This is a genomic window from Pseudomonas saponiphila (genome assembly GCF_900105185.1).
In the GTDB taxonomy this organism is placed as follows: Bacteria; Pseudomonadota; Gammaproteobacteria; order Pseudomonadales; family Pseudomonadaceae; genus Aquipseudomonas; species Aquipseudomonas saponiphila.
In genome coordinates, this window is sequence record NZ_FNTJ01000002.1 from 1,116,374 (window position 1) to 1,135,570 (window position 19,197).

General features: G+C 62.2%; 14 protein-coding genes, 2 tRNA genes and 1 rRNA gene. 7 read left to right on the plus strand and 10 right to left on the minus strand.

Features of this window, described 5'->3' with window-relative positions; genetic code table 11:
- Positions 1-36: 36 nt before the first annotated feature.
- Positions 37-1,119 carry a BMP family ABC transporter substrate-binding protein gene (locus BLV47_RS26985; protein WP_092319324.1) on the minus strand — a complete coding sequence of 361 codons (1,083 nt, stop codon included), beginning with the start codon at positions 1,117-1,119 and terminating at the stop codon, positions 37-39.
- 326 nt (positions 1,120-1,445) lie between these two features.
- On the opposite strand from BLV47_RS26985, the gene BLV47_RS26995 reads away from it, so the two are divergent.
- Positions 1,446-2,534 carry a calcium:cation antiporter gene (locus BLV47_RS26995; RefSeq protein ID WP_092319328.1) on the plus strand — a complete coding sequence of 363 codons (1,089 nt, stop codon included), beginning with the start codon at positions 1,446-1,448 and terminating at the stop codon, positions 2,532-2,534.
- Positions 2,535-2,591: 57 nt separating this feature from the next.
- Here the strand turns inward: BLV47_RS26995 and BLV47_RS27000 are convergent, their stop codons facing one another.
- Positions 2,592-3,950 (minus strand): 8-oxoguanine deaminase, encoded by a 1,359-nt coding sequence (locus tag BLV47_RS27000; protein ID WP_092319330.1) that lies wholly within the window; start codon positions 3,948-3,950, stop codon positions 2,592-2,594.
- A 188-nt stretch (positions 3,951-4,138) separates the two neighbouring features.
- Positions 4,139-4,822, minus strand: coding sequence for an SDR family oxidoreductase (locus BLV47_RS27005; protein WP_092319332.1), 684 nt, complete (start codon positions 4,820-4,822; stop codon positions 4,139-4,141).
- A 329-nt stretch (positions 4,823-5,151) separates the two neighbouring features.
- Between BLV47_RS27005 and BLV47_RS27010 the strand changes: the two genes are divergently transcribed.
- Positions 5,152-5,589, plus strand: a complete 438-nt coding sequence (locus tag BLV47_RS27010; protein WP_092319334.1) for a hypothetical protein — start codon at positions 5,152-5,154, stop codon at positions 5,587-5,589.
- Here BLV47_RS27010 and BLV47_RS27015 read toward each other — a convergent pair.
- The 7 genes from BLV47_RS27015 to BLV47_RS27045 all read right to left on the minus strand — a co-directional run bounded on the left by BLV47_RS27015 (position 5,586) and on the right by BLV47_RS27045 (position 13,515).
- Positions 5,586-6,512, minus strand: coding sequence for an ABC transporter permease (locus BLV47_RS27015; RefSeq protein WP_092319336.1), 927 nt, complete (start codon positions 6,510-6,512; stop codon positions 5,586-5,588). The two genes, BLV47_RS27010 and BLV47_RS27015, sit on opposite strands and share 4 nt — an antisense overlap.
- Positions 6,512-7,618 (minus strand): ABC transporter permease, encoded by a 1,107-nt coding sequence (locus tag BLV47_RS27020; protein ID WP_092319338.1) that lies wholly within the window; start codon positions 7,616-7,618, stop codon positions 6,512-6,514. The genes BLV47_RS27015 and BLV47_RS27020 overlap by 1 nt, the downstream gene beginning before the upstream one ends.
- A gap of 11 nt (positions 7,619-7,629) precedes the next feature.
- The gene (locus BLV47_RS27025) at positions 7,630-9,195 is read right to left on the minus strand and encodes an ABC transporter ATP-binding protein (protein ID WP_092319340.1); all 1,566 of its coding nucleotides are present in this window, start codon (positions 9,193-9,195) and stop codon (positions 7,630-7,632) included.
- Between the two features lie 531 nt (positions 9,196-9,726).
- A complete protein-coding gene (locus BLV47_RS27030; protein WP_092319342.1) occupies positions 9,727-10,308 on the minus strand; it encodes an IMPACT family protein in 582 nt (193 codons plus the stop codon).
- Between the two features lie 5 nt (positions 10,309-10,313).
- Entirely contained in the window at positions 10,314-10,982 is a 669-nt protein-coding gene (locus BLV47_RS27035; protein ID WP_092319344.1) for a TetR/AcrR family transcriptional regulator, read from the minus strand.
- 87 nt (positions 10,983-11,069) lie between these two features.
- Positions 11,070-12,464 carry a nucleobase:cation symporter-2 family protein gene (locus BLV47_RS27040; RefSeq protein ID WP_092319346.1) on the minus strand — a complete coding sequence of 465 codons (1,395 nt, stop codon included), beginning with the start codon at positions 12,462-12,464 and terminating at the stop codon, positions 11,070-11,072.
- Positions 12,465-12,594: 130 nt separating this feature from the next.
- The gene (locus BLV47_RS27045) at positions 12,595-13,515 is read right to left on the minus strand and encodes a LysR family transcriptional regulator (RefSeq protein WP_092319348.1); all 921 of its coding nucleotides are present in this window, start codon (positions 13,513-13,515) and stop codon (positions 12,595-12,597) included.
- A 124-nt stretch (positions 13,516-13,639) separates the two neighbouring features.
- Between BLV47_RS27045 and aptA the strand changes: the two genes are divergently transcribed.
- The 5 genes from aptA to BLV47_RS27075 all read left to right on the plus strand — a co-directional run bounded on the left by aptA (position 13,640) and on the right by BLV47_RS27075 (position 19,007).
- Positions 13,640-14,989, plus strand: coding sequence for an omega-aminotransferase AptA (gene aptA / locus BLV47_RS27050; protein WP_060837398.1), 1,350 nt, complete (start codon positions 13,640-13,642; stop codon positions 14,987-14,989).
- A gap of 74 nt (positions 14,990-15,063) precedes the next feature.
- Positions 15,064-16,557: a CoA-acylating methylmalonate-semialdehyde dehydrogenase gene (locus tag BLV47_RS27055; protein ID WP_092319350.1), complete on the plus strand. Its 1,494-nt coding sequence runs from the start codon at positions 15,064-15,066 to the stop codon at positions 16,555-16,557.
- Between the two features lie 625 nt (positions 16,558-17,182).
- A 16S ribosomal RNA gene (locus BLV47_RS27065) occupies positions 17,183-18,721 on the plus strand.
- A 123-nt stretch (positions 18,722-18,844) separates the two neighbouring features.
- Positions 18,845-18,921, plus strand: a tRNA-Ile gene (locus tag BLV47_RS27070).
- Between the two features lie 10 nt (positions 18,922-18,931).
- Positions 18,932-19,007: transfer RNA gene (locus BLV47_RS27075), tRNA-Ala, on the plus strand.
- The last annotated feature ends 190 nt before the right edge of the window (positions 19,008-19,197 follow it).

Sequence of the window (19,197 nt, forward strand, 5' to 3'; positions counted from 1 at the left end):
CCGTCGCTGCCGGATGCTCCGGCAGCGACGACCAGCTTAGTTGGGGAGATCCGCCCGCAGGCCTTCGACGTAGTAGTTCATCGAGGCCAGTTCTGCATTGCTGGCGCTGACTCCCGCGGCGATTTTTTCAACCCCGGCCTGGTCCTTGATCGGGCCGGTAAACGGGTGGAACTCGCCGCTCTTGATGCGGGCGATGATCTGCTCGGCTTCGGCTTTCACCGGGGCCGGCAGCAGGTCGCTGAGGGGCAGCTCAACCGTACCCTCTTTCAGGCCGCCCCAGTAGTCCTGGGATTTCCAGCTGTGGTCGAGCACCCCTTGGGTGGCCTGGAGGTAGTGCGGGGCCCAGTTGTTGACGATGGACGTCAGCACCGCCTTGGGGCCGAAGTGGGCCATGTCCGAGGCGTAGCCCACCGCGTATACGCCACGGCGTTCCGCGGCCTGGATCGGCGCCGGGCTGTCGGTGTGCTGGAAGATCACGTCGGCGCCCTGGTCGATCAGGGCGTTGGCGGCGTCGGCTTCCTTGCCCGGGTCGAACCAGGAGTTGACCCACACCACCTTGATCTCGGTGCCCGGGTTGTACTTGTTCAGGGCCAGCTGGATGGCGTTGATGTCGCGGATCACCTCCGGGATCGGGAACGAGGCGACGTAGCCGATCTTCTTGCTCCTGGTCATCTTCGCCGCGAGGAAACCGCCGACATAACGCCCCTCGTAAGTGCGCGCCAGGTAGGTGCCGAGGTTCTTGTCCTGCTTGTAGCCGGTGGCGTGTTCGAAGGTCACCTTGGGGAACTGCCTGGCGACTTTCAGGGTGGGGTTCATGTAGCCGAAGGAGGTGGTGAAGATCAGATCGTAGTTGTCCTTGGCCATGTTGCGGATCACTCGCTCGGCATCGGCGCCTTCGGCCACGTTCTCGATGTAGTTGGTCTTGATCTGCGCGCCGAATTTCTCCGCCAGGGCCTTGCGTCCCTGCTCATGCTGATAGGTCCAGCCGTGGTCGCCGATGGGGCCGATGTAGACGAAGCCGACCTTCAGCGGATCGGCGGCACTGGCGGTGAGGCTGGCGCTCAGGCCGACGGCGGCGGCCAGGGCGCAGAGCAGCTTGTGCAACGGGCGTGTATGCATGAATTGAAGCTCCATCTTGTTGTGAAGGGGGGCTGGGTCGGCAAGCGCAGGAGGGCAATGCAAATAGCTGACCAAGAGGACAACAAAGATGGCGGTTGCGCCGGCGAGGAGGTTTCTACGGGGGCTTTGGCGCGCGTTTTTCGCTGGCAAGCCAGTGCCTACAGGCACGGGTGTAGGAGCCGGCTTGCCGGCGAAGGACTGTGCAAGATCCATCCCGGTGCGCAGCGCCTGAGGCTGGTGCACTAACATGTAACGAAACGTTAGTGACCTGAAGCGGTCTTTCACTCATCTCCTGTACTCGTTTTTATTCCCGTCAAAGGACTGCAATGTTCACTTCCCTCAAGCAAGAACAGTTTCTGCTGCTTGCGCTGCTGGCGGCCGTGGCCGCCTATCCCCTGGAACACCTGTTGCTCAATAGCGGCCAAGGCATCGCCCTGATGGCCGGGTTGCTGCTGATCGGCTTTATCGTCATCGCCTCGATGCGCGTAGCCCATCACGCCGAACTGCTGGCGGAAAAGGTTGGCGACCCCTACGGCACCATGATCCTGACCCTGGCCGCGGTGCTGGTGGAGGTGGTGATCCTGGCCATCATGATGAGCAACGAAGCCTCGCCGACCCTGGTGCGCGACACCATCTATTCGGCGGTGATGCTGGACATCAACGGCATCCTCGGCCTGGCGGCCCTGATGGGTGGCATCAAGCACGGCGAGCAGCCCTACAACGACGATTCGGCGCGCACCTACAGCGTGATGATCCTCACCGCCATGGGCGTGTCGATGGTGGTGCCGGAGTTCATTCCCGAAGCCGACTGGAAGGTCTACTCGGCCTTTACCATCGGCGCGATGGTGGTGCTCTACACCCTGTTCCTGCGCATGCAGGTCGGGCCGCACAGTTACTTCTTCAGCTACAGCTACCCGGAAAAACGCCGTGGTAAAGAGGCCCAGGAACAACCCCACGCCGTCAATCTGGCCTGGAGCGTCGGCATCCTGGTGTTCGGCGTGGTGGTGATCGGCGCCCTGGCCGAGGTGATGTCCAAGACCCTGGACCTGGGCCTGGAAGGTACGGGCGCACCGCCGGTGATCACGGCGATCCTGGTGGCGGCGATTTCCGCCGCGCCGGAGATTCTCACCGCCCTGCGCGCGGCCCTGGCCAACCGCATGCAGTCGGTGGTTAACGTGGCCCTGGGCGCGTCTCTGTCGACGGTGATCCTCACGGTGCCGGTGATGGAAGCCATGGCCCTGTACACCGGCCAGCCGTTCCAGATGGCCATGACCCCGGTGCAGACGGTGATGGTGTTCATCACCCTGATCGTCAGTGCGATCAACCTCAATGACGGTGAAACCAACGCCATCGAGGGCATGACTCACTTCGTGCTGTTTGCGACCTTCATCATGCTGTCGCTGCTGGGCCTCTAAAGAGCTTCGCCGGCCAGCCAGCGCCTACGAAACTGAGTGGCCGGCGAAGGCGGTTGATCAGCCGCCGCTGATCAACTGCCGGGCCGCCTGGCTGTGATCGGCGATCAGGTTTTTCAGGTCCAGCCCTTCGATCTGGCCATCCATCACCCGCCACTTTCCGCTGATCATGACCCGGTCCGCCCGATCCGCGCCGCACAACAGCAGCGCCGACACCGGGTCGTGGCTACCCGAGAAACGCAATTCATCGAGCTTGAACAACGCCAGGTCCGCCTGCTTGCCCACTGCCAGCTCGCCGATGTCGCTGCGCCCCAGCAGGCTCGCCGAACCCCGGGTGGCCCAGCCCAGCACCCGCTCCGGGGTGATTTTCTCGGCGCCGTAACGCAGGCGCTGAATGTACAGCGCCTGCCGCGCTTCGAGGATCATGTTCGACGCATCGTTGGACGCCGAACCGTCCACGCCCAACCCCAGGGGCGCGCCGGCGTCGGTCAGCTCGATGCTGGGGCAGATACCGGAGGCCAGGCGCATGTTCGAACTCGGGCAATGGCAGATGCCGGTGCCGGCGGCCCCCAGGCGGGCGATTTCATCCGGGTTGAAGTGGATGCCATGGGCCAGCCAGGTACGCGGGCCGAGCCAGCCGACGCTGTCCAGGTAATCCACGGTGCGCAGGCCGAAACGCTGCAGGCAGAAGTCTTCTTCGTCGAGGGTTTCGGCGAGGTGAGTGTGCAGGCGCACATCGAGGGTGTTGGCCAGTTCGGCGCTGGCCGACATGATTTCCGGGGTCACCGAGAAGGGTGAACAGGGCGCCAGGGCAATCTGGATCTGCGCGCCGTCGCCACGCTCGTGGTATTGGCGAATCAGGCGCTGACTGTCGTCGAGAATCACCTGGCCCTCTTGCACGGTCTGTTGCGGCGGCAGGCCGCCGTCCTTCTCCCCCAGGCTCATGGAGCCGCGGGTGAGCATGGCGCGCATGCCCAGTTCACGCGCGCTTTCGACTTGCACGTCGATGGCGTTTTCCAGGCCGTCGGGGAACAGGTAGTGATGGTCTGCGGCGGTGGTGCAACCGGAGAGCAGCAGTTCGGCCAGCGCCACTTTGGTCGCCAGGGCGAGTTTTTCCGGGGTCAGCCTGGCCCAGACCGGATACAGGGTCTTGAGCCAGGGGAACAGCGGCTGGTTGACCACCGGCGCCCAGGCGCGGGTCAGGGTTTGGTAGAAGTGATGGTGGGTGTTGATCAGGCCCGGCAGCATGACGTGCTCGCGGGCATCAAAGACCTGCTGGCAGGGGCTTGCAGGCTGCTGGCCGAGGCCCAGGACTTCAACGATCAGACCGTCTTGCACCACCAGGCCGCCACGGGCGTCGAGGGCATTGCCGGTGAAGATGGCCAGGGGATTTTTTAACCAGGTACGGGTCGCAGGCATGGTGGCCGGCTCCTCTGAAAGTGGGTTCAGGTTAGCCAGCTCAGTGTTGCCCTGTCTGCTGATCCAGGGTCGCCGCAAGGGGCGAGGTGCGCAGTCTAGCGAAAGATCGGCCGGGGGACAAAACGTGCATGTTGCCCCCCGTTCCAGAGCCTTGGCCGCGCTCTACAAGCCGACCTGGGGTACTGGTTTTACCAGGGGATGGTTTCGCCCTTGTAGTTGACGAAGTGATGCCCGCCCTTGCCGGTGTAGGCGTTGACCTGGGCGATCAGCCCGCGGGTGCTGGTTTGCACGTCGATGTCGGCGCCTTCGCCACCCATGTCGGTCTTCACCCAGCCCGGGTGCAGCGAGAGCACGGTGAGCTTCTGTTGCAGCTGGCTGACGAAGCTGTTGGTCATGGAGTTCAGCGCCGCCTTGCTGGCCTTGTACAGCGCCAGCTCCGGAGCATCCGGCATGGTCACGCTGCCCAGCACCGAACTCATGAACGCCAGCACGCCGCTGTCCTGGCGGATCTGCCCGACAAAGCGCTGGGCCAGGTTGATCGGCGCCACGGCGTTGGTGAAGAACAGCTGGCCGACTTCGGCCAGGGTCGCGTGCCCCGGCAACTGGTTGTCCGGGCCCTTGACCCCGGCATTGACGAACAGCAGGTCGAACACCTGATCCTTGAGCTTGTGGCTGAGGGCGATCACGGCTTGCTGATCGTCCATGTCCAGCTGTTCGATCTGCACCTTGCCCAAAGCTTGCAGGGCCTCGGCCTTGTGCGGGTTGCGCACGGTGGCAGTGACCTGCCAGCCGTCTTCGAGCAGGCGCTGGACCAGGCCGAGGCCCAGGCCCCGGGAAGCGCCGATGATCAGAGCGGTTTTTGCCTTGGACATGAGGAGGCTCCTTGAGAAATGAGGATCACGGATTCAGTGGACAGGCTTGGCCGAGCCGCAGTTGCCGCTTCTGGCGCAAGTGTCCCGGTTCGCTTGTACGGTCTTGATGCAGAGCCGCAATGGCAGCCTCTCGGGCGGTTAGTCGCGACAACCTTTGGCGCTGGGACGCGATCGGTCCGCGCCGCGGGCGGAAGCCGAGGGTGTCGCGGCTGACGGCGCCGGCTGCGGCCAGTTCTGCGATGCGCATGCATGGGGCTCGAAAGGGCTTGACCCTGGAGCATACTCCAGGCTTTAGCCTGCGCGCTCCTTGAATCGATGGAGCGACATCTATGTGGACGACCGAGCAGTATCGGACCTTGGTCCGGGCCAGCGGCTGGTATGACTTGCTGGTGACCCTGGCCTTTGTCACCCCCTGGAGTTTCATGGCCCTGCACGGGCTGCTGCAGGACACGGCCCAGGCCTTGCACCTGGCGGGCAGCCTGCCGCCTTTCGAACCGACACACCTGTTGATGGCCAACCTGATGGGCTCGATTGTCTGTGTGTGGGCGGTGCTGCGGATTCGCGATCCGCAGCAGGCGTTTGGCCGTTATGACGCGGTGGGACGCATCCTTTTCGCCAGCTGGCAGGTGTATGCCCTGATGCACGGCGCCACGGCGTTGATCTGGGGGATCCTGTTGGTTGAACTGGCCTGGTGCGTGGCGCAGTTGCTGCCGGTCAAAGGCTGCGTTGGCAAGCCGGCTCCCGTGGGGCGTGCGTCGGTCATTTAATGCCCCGCCTGCCATGGCTGGCCCAGGGACACCGGTGCGTACAGGCGGGTGCGCACGGCGTCCCGGGACAGCAGCACCAGCACCAGGATGGTCGCGGCATAGGGCAGCATCGCCAGCAGGTTGGACGGTATCGCCAGCCCCAGGCCCTGGGCCACCAGATGCAGGATGCTGGCCAGGCCGAACAGGTAGGCGCCGAGCAACAGGCGCCACACGCGCCAGCTGGCGAACACCACCAGGGCCAGGGCGATCCAGCCGCGACCGGCGCTCATGTTCTCGGCCCACATCGGCGTGTAGGCCAGGGACAGGTAGGCCCCGGCCAGCCCGGCCATGGCGCCGCCGAACAGCACCGCGAGGGTGCGCACCCGCAGCACCGGCAGGCCCATGGCGCTGGCGGCGTCGGGGTTTTCGCCGACGGCCTGGATGATCAGGCCGATCCGGCTCTTGAGGATGACCCAGGCCACCAGGGCGAACAGGACGAAGGACAGGTACACCAGCGGGTCCTGGGCGAACAGCATGCGGCCGATCAGCGGGATGTCGCTGAGCCACGGCAGTGCCAGGGGCTCGAACCCGGCCAGGGGCTTGCCGACCCAGGCCGCGCCGACGAAGCTCGACAGGCCGACGCCGAAAATGCTCAGGGCCAGTCCGCTGGCCACCTGATTGGCGTTGAACACCAGGGCCACCAGGGCGAACAGCGCCGACAGCAGCATGCCCGCCGCCATCGCCAGCAGCACTCCGAGCCACAGCTGCCCGCTGTTGAGGGCGACGATAAACCCCACCACCGCGCCAAACAGCATCATGCCTTCCTGGCCGAGGTTGAGAACCCCGCTTTTTTCACAGATCAGCTCGCCCAGGGCCACCAACAGCAAGGGCGTGCCGCAGCGGACCATGGCGTAGAAGATATTGCTCAGCAGATCGATGTCCATCACAGGGCTCCGGCGGTTGCGCTGAGGGACGTGTCGCGGCGTGCCCAGCGCAGGTTCAGGCGTGGCCGGTAGAGGATCAGTACGTCGCAGGCCAGGAGGAAGAACAGCATCATTCCCTGGAACAGCTGGGTGATGGCCTGGGGCAGGTTGAGGCTCATCTGCGCGCTTTCGCCACCGATGTACAGCAGCGCCATGAGCAGGCTTGAGAACAGGATGCCGATCGGGTTCAGGCGCCCGAGAAAGGCCACGGTGATCGCTGCATAGCCGTAGCCGGGGGAGACTTGCGGCACCAGTTGGCCGATGGGGCCGCTGACTTCGCAGACTCCGGCCAGGCCCGCCAGGGCGCCGCTGATCAACAGCGCCAGCCAGATCAGGCGCTTCTGGCGAAAGCCGACGAAACCGGCGGCGCGCGGGTCCAGGCCCAGCACCTTGATCTGGAAGCCGACAAAGCTCTTCTGCAGCAACACCCAGACCGCCACCAGGGCCAGCAGGGCGAAATACACCCCGGCGTGAACCCGGCCGTCCTCCATCAACAGCGGCAGGCGGCTGAAGTCGCCGAACATCGCCGACTCGGGAAAGTTGAACCCGGCGGGGTCCTTCAAGGGACCGTGCACGCCATACAGCAACAGGTTCAGGGCGATGTAGTTGAGCATGATGCTGGTGAGGATTTCATTGGCGTTGAAGCGCGTGCGCAACCAGGCGGTGAGCCCGGCCCAGGCGGCCCCGGCCAGGGTTCCGGTGAGCAGGATCAGCACCAGCGCCCAGCGGCTTTGCAGCTCGATGAGGTTGACCGCCAGGGCACTGCCGGCCAGGGCCCCGAGCAGCAGTTGGCCTTCGGCGCCGATGTTCCAGATGCGGGCCCGGTAGGCCACCGCCAGGCCCAGGGCGCACAGCAGGATCGGCAGCGCCTTGACCAGCAGTTCACAGACGCCATACAGGTCGCTGACCGGAGCGATCAGCAAGGTGTGCAAGGTCAGTATCGGGTCCTGTCCCAGGGCGATGAACAACAGAGCGCCGCAGCCCAGGGTCAGCACCGCGGCCAGCAGGGGCGAGCAGCCGAGCATCAGGCGTGATTGCCGTCCGCGGGGTTCGAGTGAAAGCAGCATGGGCGACTCCGTTACGCCGCAGAGGCGGGGGCTGAAGGGGATGGGGTGAAATCGCCGGCCATCCAGCCGCCGATTTCCACCAGGGAGGTGTCGGCGCAGTCCTTCAGCGCCGACAGGCGACCGCTGCACAGGGCGCCGATGCGATCGCTGATCTGCAGCAGTTCATCCAGGTCTTCGGAGATCACCAGGATCGCCGCACCGGCGTCGCGCAGGGCAATCAGCGCCTGGTGAATGCTGGCCGCGGCGCCCACGTCCACGCCCCAGGTCGGGTGCGCGGCGATCAGCAAGCGTGGCTGCTGGAGGATTTCGCGCCCGAGGATGAATTTCTGCAGGTTGCCGCCGGACAGGCTGCGGGCCGGGCTTTGGGCGTCGCCGGTCTTGACCCCGAAGCGCTGGATGATGTTCTCGGCCAGGGCCCGGACCCGGGATCGTCGAATCAGGCCGTGGCGCACCAGTCCCTGCCCAAAGGCGCTGAGCAGGGCGTTGTCTTCCAGGCTCAGCTCCGGCACGGCGCCGTGCCCCAGGCGTTCGGCGGGGACAAAGGCCAGGCCATTGCGGCGCCGCGCATCGGGGTACAGGTGACCCACGGCCTGGCCGGCAAAGCAGATGCGTCGGGCTTCGTCGGCTGCCAGGCGCTGCTCGCCGCTGAGCAGGGCCAGCAGCTCGTCCTGGCCGTTGCCGGCGACCCCGGCGATGCCGACGATCTCGCCGCTGCGCAGGGTCAGGTCGATAGCCTTGAGGGAGCAGCCGAAGGGATCGGGGCTGTGCCAGCTCAGTTGGTCGATGCGCAGGAACTCATGGCTGCCCTGGGCTTTGGGGTGATCGCTGATCATCGCCGCGGCGTCGCCCACCATCAGCCGCGCCAGCTCCGGGTCCGAGCACTGCGCAGGAATGCAGTGCCCGGCCACTCGGCCCGCGCGTAGCACGGTGGCGCTGTGGCACAGGGCGCGCACCTCGGCGAGCTTGTGGCTGATGAACAGGATGCTGCAGCCTTCGTCGGCCAGCCGGCGCAGGGTCGTGAACAGATCGTCGACCTCCCGGGGCGTCAGGACCGAGGTCGGTTCGTCGAGGATCAGCAGCCGGATGTCCTGCATCAGGCAGCGCACGATCTCCACCCGCTGGCGCTCGCCGATGGACAGGCTGTGCACCAGGCGCTGGGGCTCCAGGGGCATGCCGTAGCGCTGGGAAACCTCGCGGATCCTGCCTTCCAGCTGGCTTGGCGTGCCCTCGCCACGGCCCAGGGCCAGGGCGATGTTCTGCGCCACGCTGAGGGTTTCGAACAACGAGAAATGCTGGAACACCATGCCGATGCCCAGGCTCCGGGCCTGGGCCGGATGAGCGATGGACTGACGGCGCCCTTGCCAGAGCAGGTCCCCGGAATCGGCCTGGATCACCCCGTAGATGATCTTCATCAAGGTGCTCTTGCCGGCGCCGTTTTCCCCCAGCAAGGCATGGATTTCCCCGGGAGCGATGCGCAGGTCGATGGCGTCGTTGGCCAGGCAGCCGGGGTAGCGTTTGCTGATCTGGCGCAGTTGCAGGCGCGGCGTGGGGGCAATGGGCAGGGCGGAATTGGGCATGGCTGGCTCGACGGCTTGGCGGTGTGCCTGTGGATAAAGCAATTTCCTGGCCAGGGGGTCAGAAAAACCTGGAGCCCGCTCTGGCATGCACCTTGAGCGATTAGCCAAGACCCGGGGCGAGCACCAGTTAGGGGCAAAGTGCTTGAAACGGCGCCTTTTTTGTCCGCTGGCGGATGAGCGAAAAATGATCAGTTGCCTGCAGGCCCTGCGGCGTCAGGGGCTGGAGCAGCCTTGCACGGGTTATCCACAGCTTGCTCCACAGTAATTGTGTGCAAGCCGCCGGCTTGGGCATAAGCCCGGGGCGGTTGTTTCCGAACCGCGATAAACCGTCCTAAGCTGCTGTTTTCCAGTACAAAAAGCCTGGCTCTGGGGTTTTTGGACAAAAACTGAGCAACGCCCGCAAAGCCACGTTGCAGAAGGGTTACAGCGCTATGTGCTCAGGTTATCCACAGTCGGGTGCACAGCCGATGTGGGCAACTGCGCCCGGGGCGTCGAGGTTATGCACAAGGTGGCTGGGCCGGCTTGGTGCGTTCAGCGCTGCAAGAGGATGCGTCCGCGACTGAGGTCGGCCAGTTGCTGTTGCAGGGTATCGATCAAGGCTTCCCCCAGGGCCAGTTGCAGCTCCACGCCGTTGGCGGTGAAGGCTTCATCCAGCAGTAATCCGCCCAGTTCGGCGATGCGCAGTTTGACCAGGGCCAGCTCGCTGAAACTGCAGGCGCAGCGCAGTGGCACACGCTTGACCAGGGCAATGCGCTCGGCGCCCTGCAGGCATTTGTTGGCACCGCCGCCGTAGGCTCGGGCCAGGCCGCCGGTGCCCAACTGAATACCGCCGTACCAGCGGATCACCAGCACCGCGACCTGATCGCAGTCTTGGGCTTCGATGGCCGCGAGGATCGGTCTGCCGGCGGTGCCGCCGGGTTCGCCGTCGTCATTGCTGCGGTACTGGTCGCCGAGTTTCCACGCCCAGCAGTTATGCGAGGCGTTGAGGTCACTGTGCTGCTGGATGAAGGCTTGGGCCTCGGCCGCGCTGCTGATGGGCGCGGCGAAGGTGATGAAGCGGCTTTTGCGAATCTCCTCGCGGTATTCGCAAAGGCCGGCCAGGGTAAAGGGCATGGGCGTCAGTCTTTCTGGGCGGGAGTCAGGCCACAGCCTTTGAGAATGATGCGGATCAGGTTGTTGCCGGCCGCTTCGAAGTCCTGCTTGGTCAGGCGGCTGCGGCCGGTGACGCGGCAGATCTGGGTGGCGAAGTCGGCGTAGTGCTGGGTGCTGCCCCAGAGCAGGAAGATCAGGTGCACCGGATCGACCGGGTCCATCTTGCCGGCGTCGATCCAGGCCTGGAACACCGCGGCGCGGCCCTGGAACCAGGCGCGGTAGTCCTGGCTGAAGTACTCGCTGAGGCATTCGCCGCCGCTGATGATTTCCATGGCGAAGATCCGCGAGGCCTGGGGCTGGCGACGGGAAAACTCCATCTTGGCGCGAATGTAGCGGGTCAGGGCCTCGGCCGGGTCGTCCTCGGCGGTGAGGGTGTTGAAGGTGCTGTCCCAGAGTTCGAGGATGTTGCTCAGCACCGCGATGTACAGCCCCAGCTTGTTGGTGAAGTAGTAGTGCAGGTTGGCCTTGGGCAGCCCGGCGTTCTGCGCAATGGTGTTCATGCTGGTGCCTTTGAAGCCGTGACGGGCGAACTCGTCCTCGGCGGCCTGGATGATGGCCTCTTCATTCTTCTGCCGAATGCGGCTGGCGGGTTTGCCTGGGTGAGGAGCGCTGTGGGCGGGGACTTCAAAGGTCATGGAGGTTTCCGAGCAAGTCTGTGGGTGCAACCTGTGCGTTGATAGCGCACCCACGTGGATCAGACAAGCCTTGGTGCGACAAAAGCTTCAGCGGGCGTTCAGACCGGGTTTTTCCGGCGCCGGATTTATGTCGTTCGGCAGGCTTTTGCCCTCCGGCAGCAGCAGGCACATGAGCAGTGCGGTGAGGCCGCCGCTGGTGATCGCCGAGTCGAACAGGGTCTGCACTACCTGAGGCAGCAGGTGCAGCAGGTTTGGTTGTGCGGCGATGCCCAGGCCGACGCCGAAGGAGGTGGCGATGATCAGCATGCTGCGCCGGTCCAGGGGCGCCTGGGCGAGAATGCGTACCCCGGCGGCGGCGACGCTGCCGAACATCACCAGGGTGGCGCCACCGAGTACCGGCTTGGGGATCTGTTGCAGCAACGCGCCGATCAGCGGGAACAGACCCAGGCAGAACAGGATCAGGCCGATGTACAGACCGACGAAGCGGCTGGCCACGCCGGTCAACTGAATCACCCCGTTGTTCTGGGCGAAGGTGGTGTTGGGAAAGGCACTGAAGGTGGCGGCGATCAGGCAACTGACGCCGTCCCCCAGGACCCCGCCCTTGAGCCGGCTTATATAGGAAGGGCCGCTGATGGGCTGGCGCGCCAGCATGCAGTTGGCGGTGAGGTCGCCGACGGTTTCCAGGGTGCTGATCAGGTAGATCAGGGCGACGGGGACAAAGGCGCTCCAGTCGAAACTGAAACCGTACTTGAAGGGTTGCGGCAGGCTGATCAACGGCAGGTCGGGCAGGGGCTGGGGCACCAGCTTGCCGCTGAACCAGGCCGCCAGGCTGCCCAGGGCCAGGCCGATGATGATGGCGCTGAGGCGAATCCACGGGGTCTCGCTGCGGTTGAGCACAATGATGGTCAGCAGCACCAGCAGGCCCAGGCCGAGATTGCCCGGTGCGCCGAAGTCCGGGGCATTGAAGCCGCCTCCCAGATCGGTGATGCCGACCTTGATCAGGCTGATGCCGATCAGGGTGATGACGATGCCGGTGACCAGCGGGGTGATGACCCTGCGCAGTTGCCCGATAAAGCGGCTGAGGACGATCTGTACCAGGGCGCCGAAGAAGCACACACCAAAGATCATCGCCAGGATGTCTTCCGGGCTGCCGCCTCTGTGCTTGACCAGGAAACCCGCCGCCAGCACTGCACCCAGGAAGGCGAAACTGGTGCCTTGCAGGCAGATCATTCCGGCGCCGATGCCCCACGGGCGGCGTGCCTGGATAAAGGTGCCAACCCCGGACACCATCAGCGCCATGCTGATCAGGTAGGGCAGGTGGGTCGACAGGCCCAGGGCCGAGCCTATGACCAGTGGCGGGGTAATGATGCCGACAAAGCTGGCCAGTACATGCTGCAGGGCGGCCAGCAGCGCGGCGAGGGCGCGCGGGCGATCGTTGAGGCCGTAGATCAGTTCAGTGGGGCGGGAAGGGGCGGACGACATGGCATGCAACTCGGGCTGAGGATTCTGGATGCCCAGGCCTGTGCAAAAAGCTGTCCAAGTGATCAGTTTATTGTCGGAAATATCGCCCCGGGCCTTTGACTGCGCGGCTTTGCCGGGGGCTGGCGGATACTCAGCGGGTTGCCGCCAGGCTCTCCAGAAAGCTCTCCAGCACCAAGTGGGGGCGTCGTCCCTTGCGTGTGACCGAAGACAGGCTCAGGTCATAGAAGCGCGACTTGGGCTTGAGGGCGCGCAAGCGGCCTTGCTGGACCCAGAGAGCGGCGTAGTGGTCGGGCAGGTAGCCGATGTAGCGTCCGGTGAGGATCAGGAAGGCCATGCCTTCGCGATCGGATGCACTGGCGGTGCAGTTCAGCGCCTGGTAATGGGCCTGGATCTCCGCCGGCAGGCGGAAGGTCGGGGCAATGGCGTCCTGGTCGTTGAGACGCCGATCGTCCAGTTGCCTGTCGTCGACATAGAACAGTGGGTGGCCCACCGCGCAGTACAGCAATGAGCGTTCGTCATACAGCGGCTGGTACTCCAGCCCGGACAGGGCGCTGGCCTGGGGCACGACGCCGACGTGCAGGCGGCCGTCGAGGACCCCTTGCTCGACTTCGCTGGGGGCGATCATGCGGATCTGGATCTGCACATCCGGCCCGCGTTCCTTCAGTTGCGCCAGGGCGTGGGTGATGCGCATGTGGGGCAGGGTCACCAGGTTGTCGGTGAGGCCGATGATCAACTCGCCCCGCAGATGGTGGTGCAGGCCGTTGACCTCGGTGCGAAAGCTTTCCAGGGCGCTGAGCAGTTGCAGGGTCGATTGATAGACCTCGCGGCCTTCTTCGGTCAGGGAAAAGCCGGCGCGTCCGCGTTGGCACAGGCGCAGGCCGACGCGTTGCTCAAGGTCGCTCATCTGCTGGCTGATGGCCGAGCGGCCGATGCCAAGTACGGTTTCTGCGGCCGAGAAGCCGCCGCACTCCACCACGCTGCGAAAGATCCGCAGCAGGCGGATATCAAAGTCGCTGACTTGCGCCAGCGGATCGGTTCGACGGTTGCTCATTGTTTAGTAGAAGTCGGACTGAAGGTTATTAAAGTTGGATTTCACCGACTTTATAGCCGTGGCAACTTAGTCGCAACAACGCTTTTGTTCCTATGCCGCTTCATTGCCTTGCGAGGTTTTGCTCATGAACATGCCGGAAACCGCTCCTCAGTCCCTGGCCAGTCAGCTCAAGCTTGATGCTCACTGGATGCCCTACACCGCCAACCGCAACTTCCAGCGTGACCCGCGGCTGATCGTCGGCGCCGAAGGCAGCTGGCTGGTGGATGACAAGGGACGCAAGGTCTATGACTCGCTGTCCGGTCTGTGGACCTGCGGCGCCGGTCACTCGCGCAAGGAGATTCAGGAAGCGGTATCCAAGCAACTGGGCACCCTGGATTATTCGCCAGGCTTCCAGTTCGGCCATCCGCTGTCGTTCCAGCTGGCGGAGAAGATCACTGACCTGACCCCGGGCAACCTGAACCATGTGTTCTTCACCGATTCCGGCTCCGAGTGCGCCGATACCGCAGTGAAGATGGTGCGCGCCTACTGGCGCCTGAAAGGCCAGTCGACCAAGACCAAGATGATTGGCCGTGCCCGTGGCTACCACGGGGTGAACATCGCCGGCACCAGCCTGGGCGGCGTCAACGGCAACCGTAAGTTGTTCGGTCAGGCGATGATGGATGTCGACCATCTACCGCACACCCTGTTGGCCAGTAACGCGTTTTCCCGGGGTATGCCAGAGCAGGGCGGCATTGCCCTGGCCGATGAGCTGCTGAAACTGATCGAGTTGCACGACGCTTCCAACATTGCAGCGGTCTTCGTCGAGCCTATGGCCGGTTCCGCTGGGGTACTGGTGCCTCCGCAGGGCTACCTCAAGCGTCTGCGGGAAATCTGCGACCAGCACAATATCCTGCTGGTGTTCGACGAAGTGATCACCGGCTTTGGCCGCACCGGTTCGATGTTCGGTGCCGACAGCTTCGGCGTGACCCCGGACCTGATGTGCGTGGCCAAGCAAGTCACCAACGGCGCCATTCCCATGGGCGCGGTGATTGCCAGCTCCGAGATCTATCAGACCTTCATGAACCAGGCGACTCCCGAGTACGCAGTGGAATTCCCTCACGGCTACACCTACTCGGCGCACCCGGTGGCCTGTGCGGCGGGCCTGGCGGCACTGGATCTTTTGCAGAAGGAAAACCTGGTGCAGAGCGTGGCTGAAGTCGCTCCGCATTTCGAGAATGCGCTGCACGGCATCAAGGGCGCGAAGAACGTCATCGATATCCGTAACTTCGGCCTGGCCGGTGCGATCCAGATCGCGGCCCGTGACGGCGATGCGATCGTGCGTCCGTTCGAGGCCGGCATGGCCCTGTGGAAAGCCGGTTTCTATGTGCGCTTCGGCGGCGACACCCTGCAGTTCGGCCCAACCTTCAATAGCAAGCCGCAAGACCTCGATCGTCTGTTCGACGCGGTTGGCGAAGTGCTGAACAAGCTCGACTGATTCGATCCTTCTTATATAGAAGCAGGCATGAAGCGTTTCGTGCCTGCGCCTTCCCCCCTTTCAGGAGTCCCCGCATGAGTCTGATTCAACACCTGATCCACGGCGAACTGGTCAGCGACAACGGCCGTAGCAGTGACGTGTTCAACCCGTCCACCGGCAAGGCGATTCATAAAGTGCCGTTGGCCAGTCGTGAAACCATCCAGCAAGCCATCGACTCGGCCAAATCCGCATTCCCGGCCTGGCGCAATACGCCACCGGCCAAGCGTGCCCAGGTGATGTTCCGCTTCAAGCAACTGCTGGAGCAGAACGAGGCACGCATTGCCCAGCTGATCAGTGAGGAACATGGCAAGACGCTGGAGGATGCGGCGGGTGAATTGAAACGCGGTATCGAGAACGTCGAATATGCCTGTGCCGCGCCGGAAGTCCTTAAAGGCGAGTACAGCCGTAACGTGGGGCCGAACATCGATGCCTGGTCCGATTTCCAGCCACTGGGCGTGGTGGCCGGCATCACGCCGTTCAACTTCCCGGCCATGGTTCCGCTGTGGATGTACCCGCTGGCGATCGTTTGCGGTAACTGTTTCATCCTCAAACCGTCCGAGCGCGATCCAAGCTCCACCCTGTTGATCGCCGAGCTGCTGCATGAAGCCGGTCTGCCCAAGGGCGTGCTGAACGTGGTGCATGGTGACAAGGCGGCGGTGGATGCGCTGATCGAGGCGCCGGAAGTCAAGGCGCTGAGTTTTGTAGGGTCGACGCCGATTGCCGAATACATCTACGCCGAAGGCACCAAGCGCGGCAAGCGCGTCCAGGCACTGGGCGGGGCGAAGAACCACGCGGTACTGATGCCCGATGCCGATCTGGATAACGCCGTCAGTGCTCTGATGGGCGCAGCCTATGGTTCCTGCGGTGAGCGTTGCATGGCGATTTCGGTGGCCGTGTGTGTAGGGGATCAAGTGGCCGATGCCCTGGTTGCCAAGCTGGTGCCTCAGATCAAGGCGCTGAAGATTGGTGCCGGCACTTCCTGTGGTCTGGACATGGGGCCGCTGGTTACCGCGCAGGCGCGTGACAAGGTCAGTGGCTATGTAGAGGACGGCGTTGCCGCGGGCGCGCAACTGGTGGTGGACGGTCGTGGCCTGAGCGTGGCCGGTCACGAAGACGGTTTCTTCCTCGGTGGCTGCCTGTTCGACCGTGTCACTCCAGAGATGCGCATCTATAAGGAAGAGATCTTTGGACCGGTGCTGTGCATCGTCCGGGTCAACAGCCTGGAAGAAGCCATGCAGCTGATCAACGATCACGAGTACGGCAACGGCACTTGCATCTTTACTCGTGACGGTGAGGCGGCGCGTCTGTTCTGCGACGAGATCGAAGTGGGCATGGTGGGCGTCAACGTACCGCTGCCGGTGCCGGTGGCTTATCACAGCTTCGGTGGTTGGAAGCGCTCGCTGTTTGGTGACCTGCATGCTTATGGTCCTGATGGCGTGCGTTTCTACACGCGCCGCAAGGCCATCACTCAGCGTTGGCCGCAACGTGCCAGCCATGAAGCGTCGCAGTTCGCCTTCCCTAGCTTGTAAGTAGTGAGGCAACAAAGGCCGGCCCTGATGGGCCGGCCTTTGCTTTTATGGGCTTTGCGACCGATATGACAGATTTATGAAAATAGATGTTGACGGCAGATTCTACAGGTCTATAATTCGCCCCACTTCCGGCGCAGTCGAAACGGAAAACTCCTTGAGATTCAACGAGTTACGCGGTTTTCGGCAGCGGTTACGCTTCAGTTCATCGAAGCCAGAAGCAGTTGGCAAGGCAGTGTTTTTCGCCTTGTTAACGATTCGATCCTCTCGGTCGAAAGCGGTTGAAAAGAGGTGTTGACAGCAGCGTGTAACGCTGTAGAATTCGCCTCCCGCTAACGAGAGATCGAAAGCGCAAGTGGTTGAAGTTGTTGAGGAAATCTTCAAAAGCTTCTTAAAAAATCGCTTGACAGTAAATGAGGCTGCTGTAGAATGCGCGCCTCGGTTGAGACGAAAGATCTTAACCAACCGCTCTTTAACAACTGAATCAAGCAATTCGTGTGGGTGCTTGTGGAGTCAGACTGATAGTCAAAAAGATTATCAGCATCACAAGTTACTCCGCGAGAAATCAAAGATGTAACCAACGATTGCTGAGCCAAGTTTAGGGTTTTCTCAAAACCCAAAGATGTTTGAACTGAAGAGTTTGATCATGGCTCAGATTGAACGCTGGCGGCAGGCCTAACACATGCAAGTCGAGCGGCAGCACGGGTACTTGTACCTGGTGGCGAGCGGCGGACGGGTGAGTAATGCCTAGGAATCTGCCTAGTAGTGGGGGATAACGTCCGGAAACGGGCGCTAATACCGCATACGTCCTACGGGAGAAAGTGGGGGATCTTCGGACCTCACGCTATTAGATGAGCCTAGGTCGGATTAGCTAGTTGGTGAGGTAATGGCTCACCAAGGCGACGATCCGTAACTGGTCTGAGAGGATGATCAGTCACACTGGAACTGAGACACGGTCCAGACTCCTACGGGAGGCAGCAGTGGGGAATATTGGACAATGGGCGAAAGCCTGATCCAGCCATGCCGCGTGTGTGAAGAAGGTCTTCGGATTGTAAAGCACTTTAAGTTGGGAGGAAGGGTACTTACCTAATACGTGAGTATTTTGACGTTACCGACAGAATAAGCACCGGCTAACTCTGTGCCAGCAGCCGCGGTAATACAGAGGGTGCAAGCGTTAATCGGAATTACTGGGCGTAAAGCGCGCGTAGGTGGTTTGTTAAGTTGGATGTGAAAGCCCCGGGCTCAACCTGGGAACTGCATCCAAAACTGGCAAGCTAGAGTATGGTAGAGGGTGGTGGAATTTCCTGTGTAGCGGTGAAATGCGTAGATATAGGAAGGAACACCAGTGGCGAAGGCGACCACCTGGACTGATACTGACACTGAGGTGCGAAAGCGTGGGGAGCAAACAGGATTAGATACCCTGGTAGTCCACGCCGTAAACGATGTCAACTAGCCGTTGGGAGCCTTGAGCTCTTAGTGGCGCAGCTAACGCATTAAGTTGACCGCCTGGGGAGTACGGCCGCAAGGTTAAAACTCAAATGAATTGACGGGGGCCCGCACAAGCGGTGGAGCATGTGGTTTAATTCGAAGCAACGCGAAGAACCTTACCAGGCCTTGACATCCAATGAACTTTCCAGAGATGGATTGGTGCCTTCGGGAACATTGAGACAGGTGCTGCATGGCTGTCGTCAGCTCGTGTCGTGAGATGTTGGGTTAAGTCCCGTAACGAGCGCAACCCTTGTCCTTAGTTACCAGCACGTTATGGTGGGCACTCTAAGGAGACTGCCGGTGACAAACCGGAGGAAGGTGGGGATGACGTCAAGTCATCATGGCCCTTACGGCCTGGGCTACACACGTGCTACAATGGTCGGTACAAAGGGTTGCCAAGCCGCGAGGTGGAGCTAATCCCATAAAACCGATCGTAGTCCGGATCGCAGTCTGCAACTCGACTGCGTGAAGTCGGAATCGCTAGTAATCGCGAATCAGAATGTCGCGGTGAATACGTTCCCGGGCCTTGTACACACCGCCCGTCACACCATGGGAGTGGGTTGCACCAGAAGTAGCTAGTCTAACCTTCGGGGGGACGGTTACCACGGTGTGATTCATGACTGGGGTGAAGTCGTAACAAGGTAGCCGTAGGGGAACCTGCGGCTGGATCACCTCCTTAATCGACGACATCAGCTGCTTCATAAGCTCCCACACGAATTGCTTGATTCATTGAAGAAGACGATAGAAGCAGCTTTAAGCTCCAAGCTGATAGCTCCAAGCTAACAGTTACAAGCTCGAAATTGGGTCTGTAGCTCAGTTGGTTAGAGCGCACCCCTGATAAGGGTGAGGTCGGCAGTTCGAATCTGCCCAGACCCACCAATTTTGTTATGGGGCCATAGCTCAGCTGGGAGAGCGCCTGCCTTGCACGCAGGAGGTCAGCGGTTCGATCCCGCTTGGCTCCACCATAAACTGCTTCTGAAAGCTTAGAAATGAGCATTCACATTGAATGTTGATTTCTAGTCTTTTGATTAGATCGTTCTTTAAAAATTTGGGTATGTGATAGAAAGATAGACTGAACGTTACTTTCACTGGTAACGGATCAGGCTAAGGTAAAATTTGTGAGTAACTCTTAAGAGTTTTGCGAATTTTCGGCGA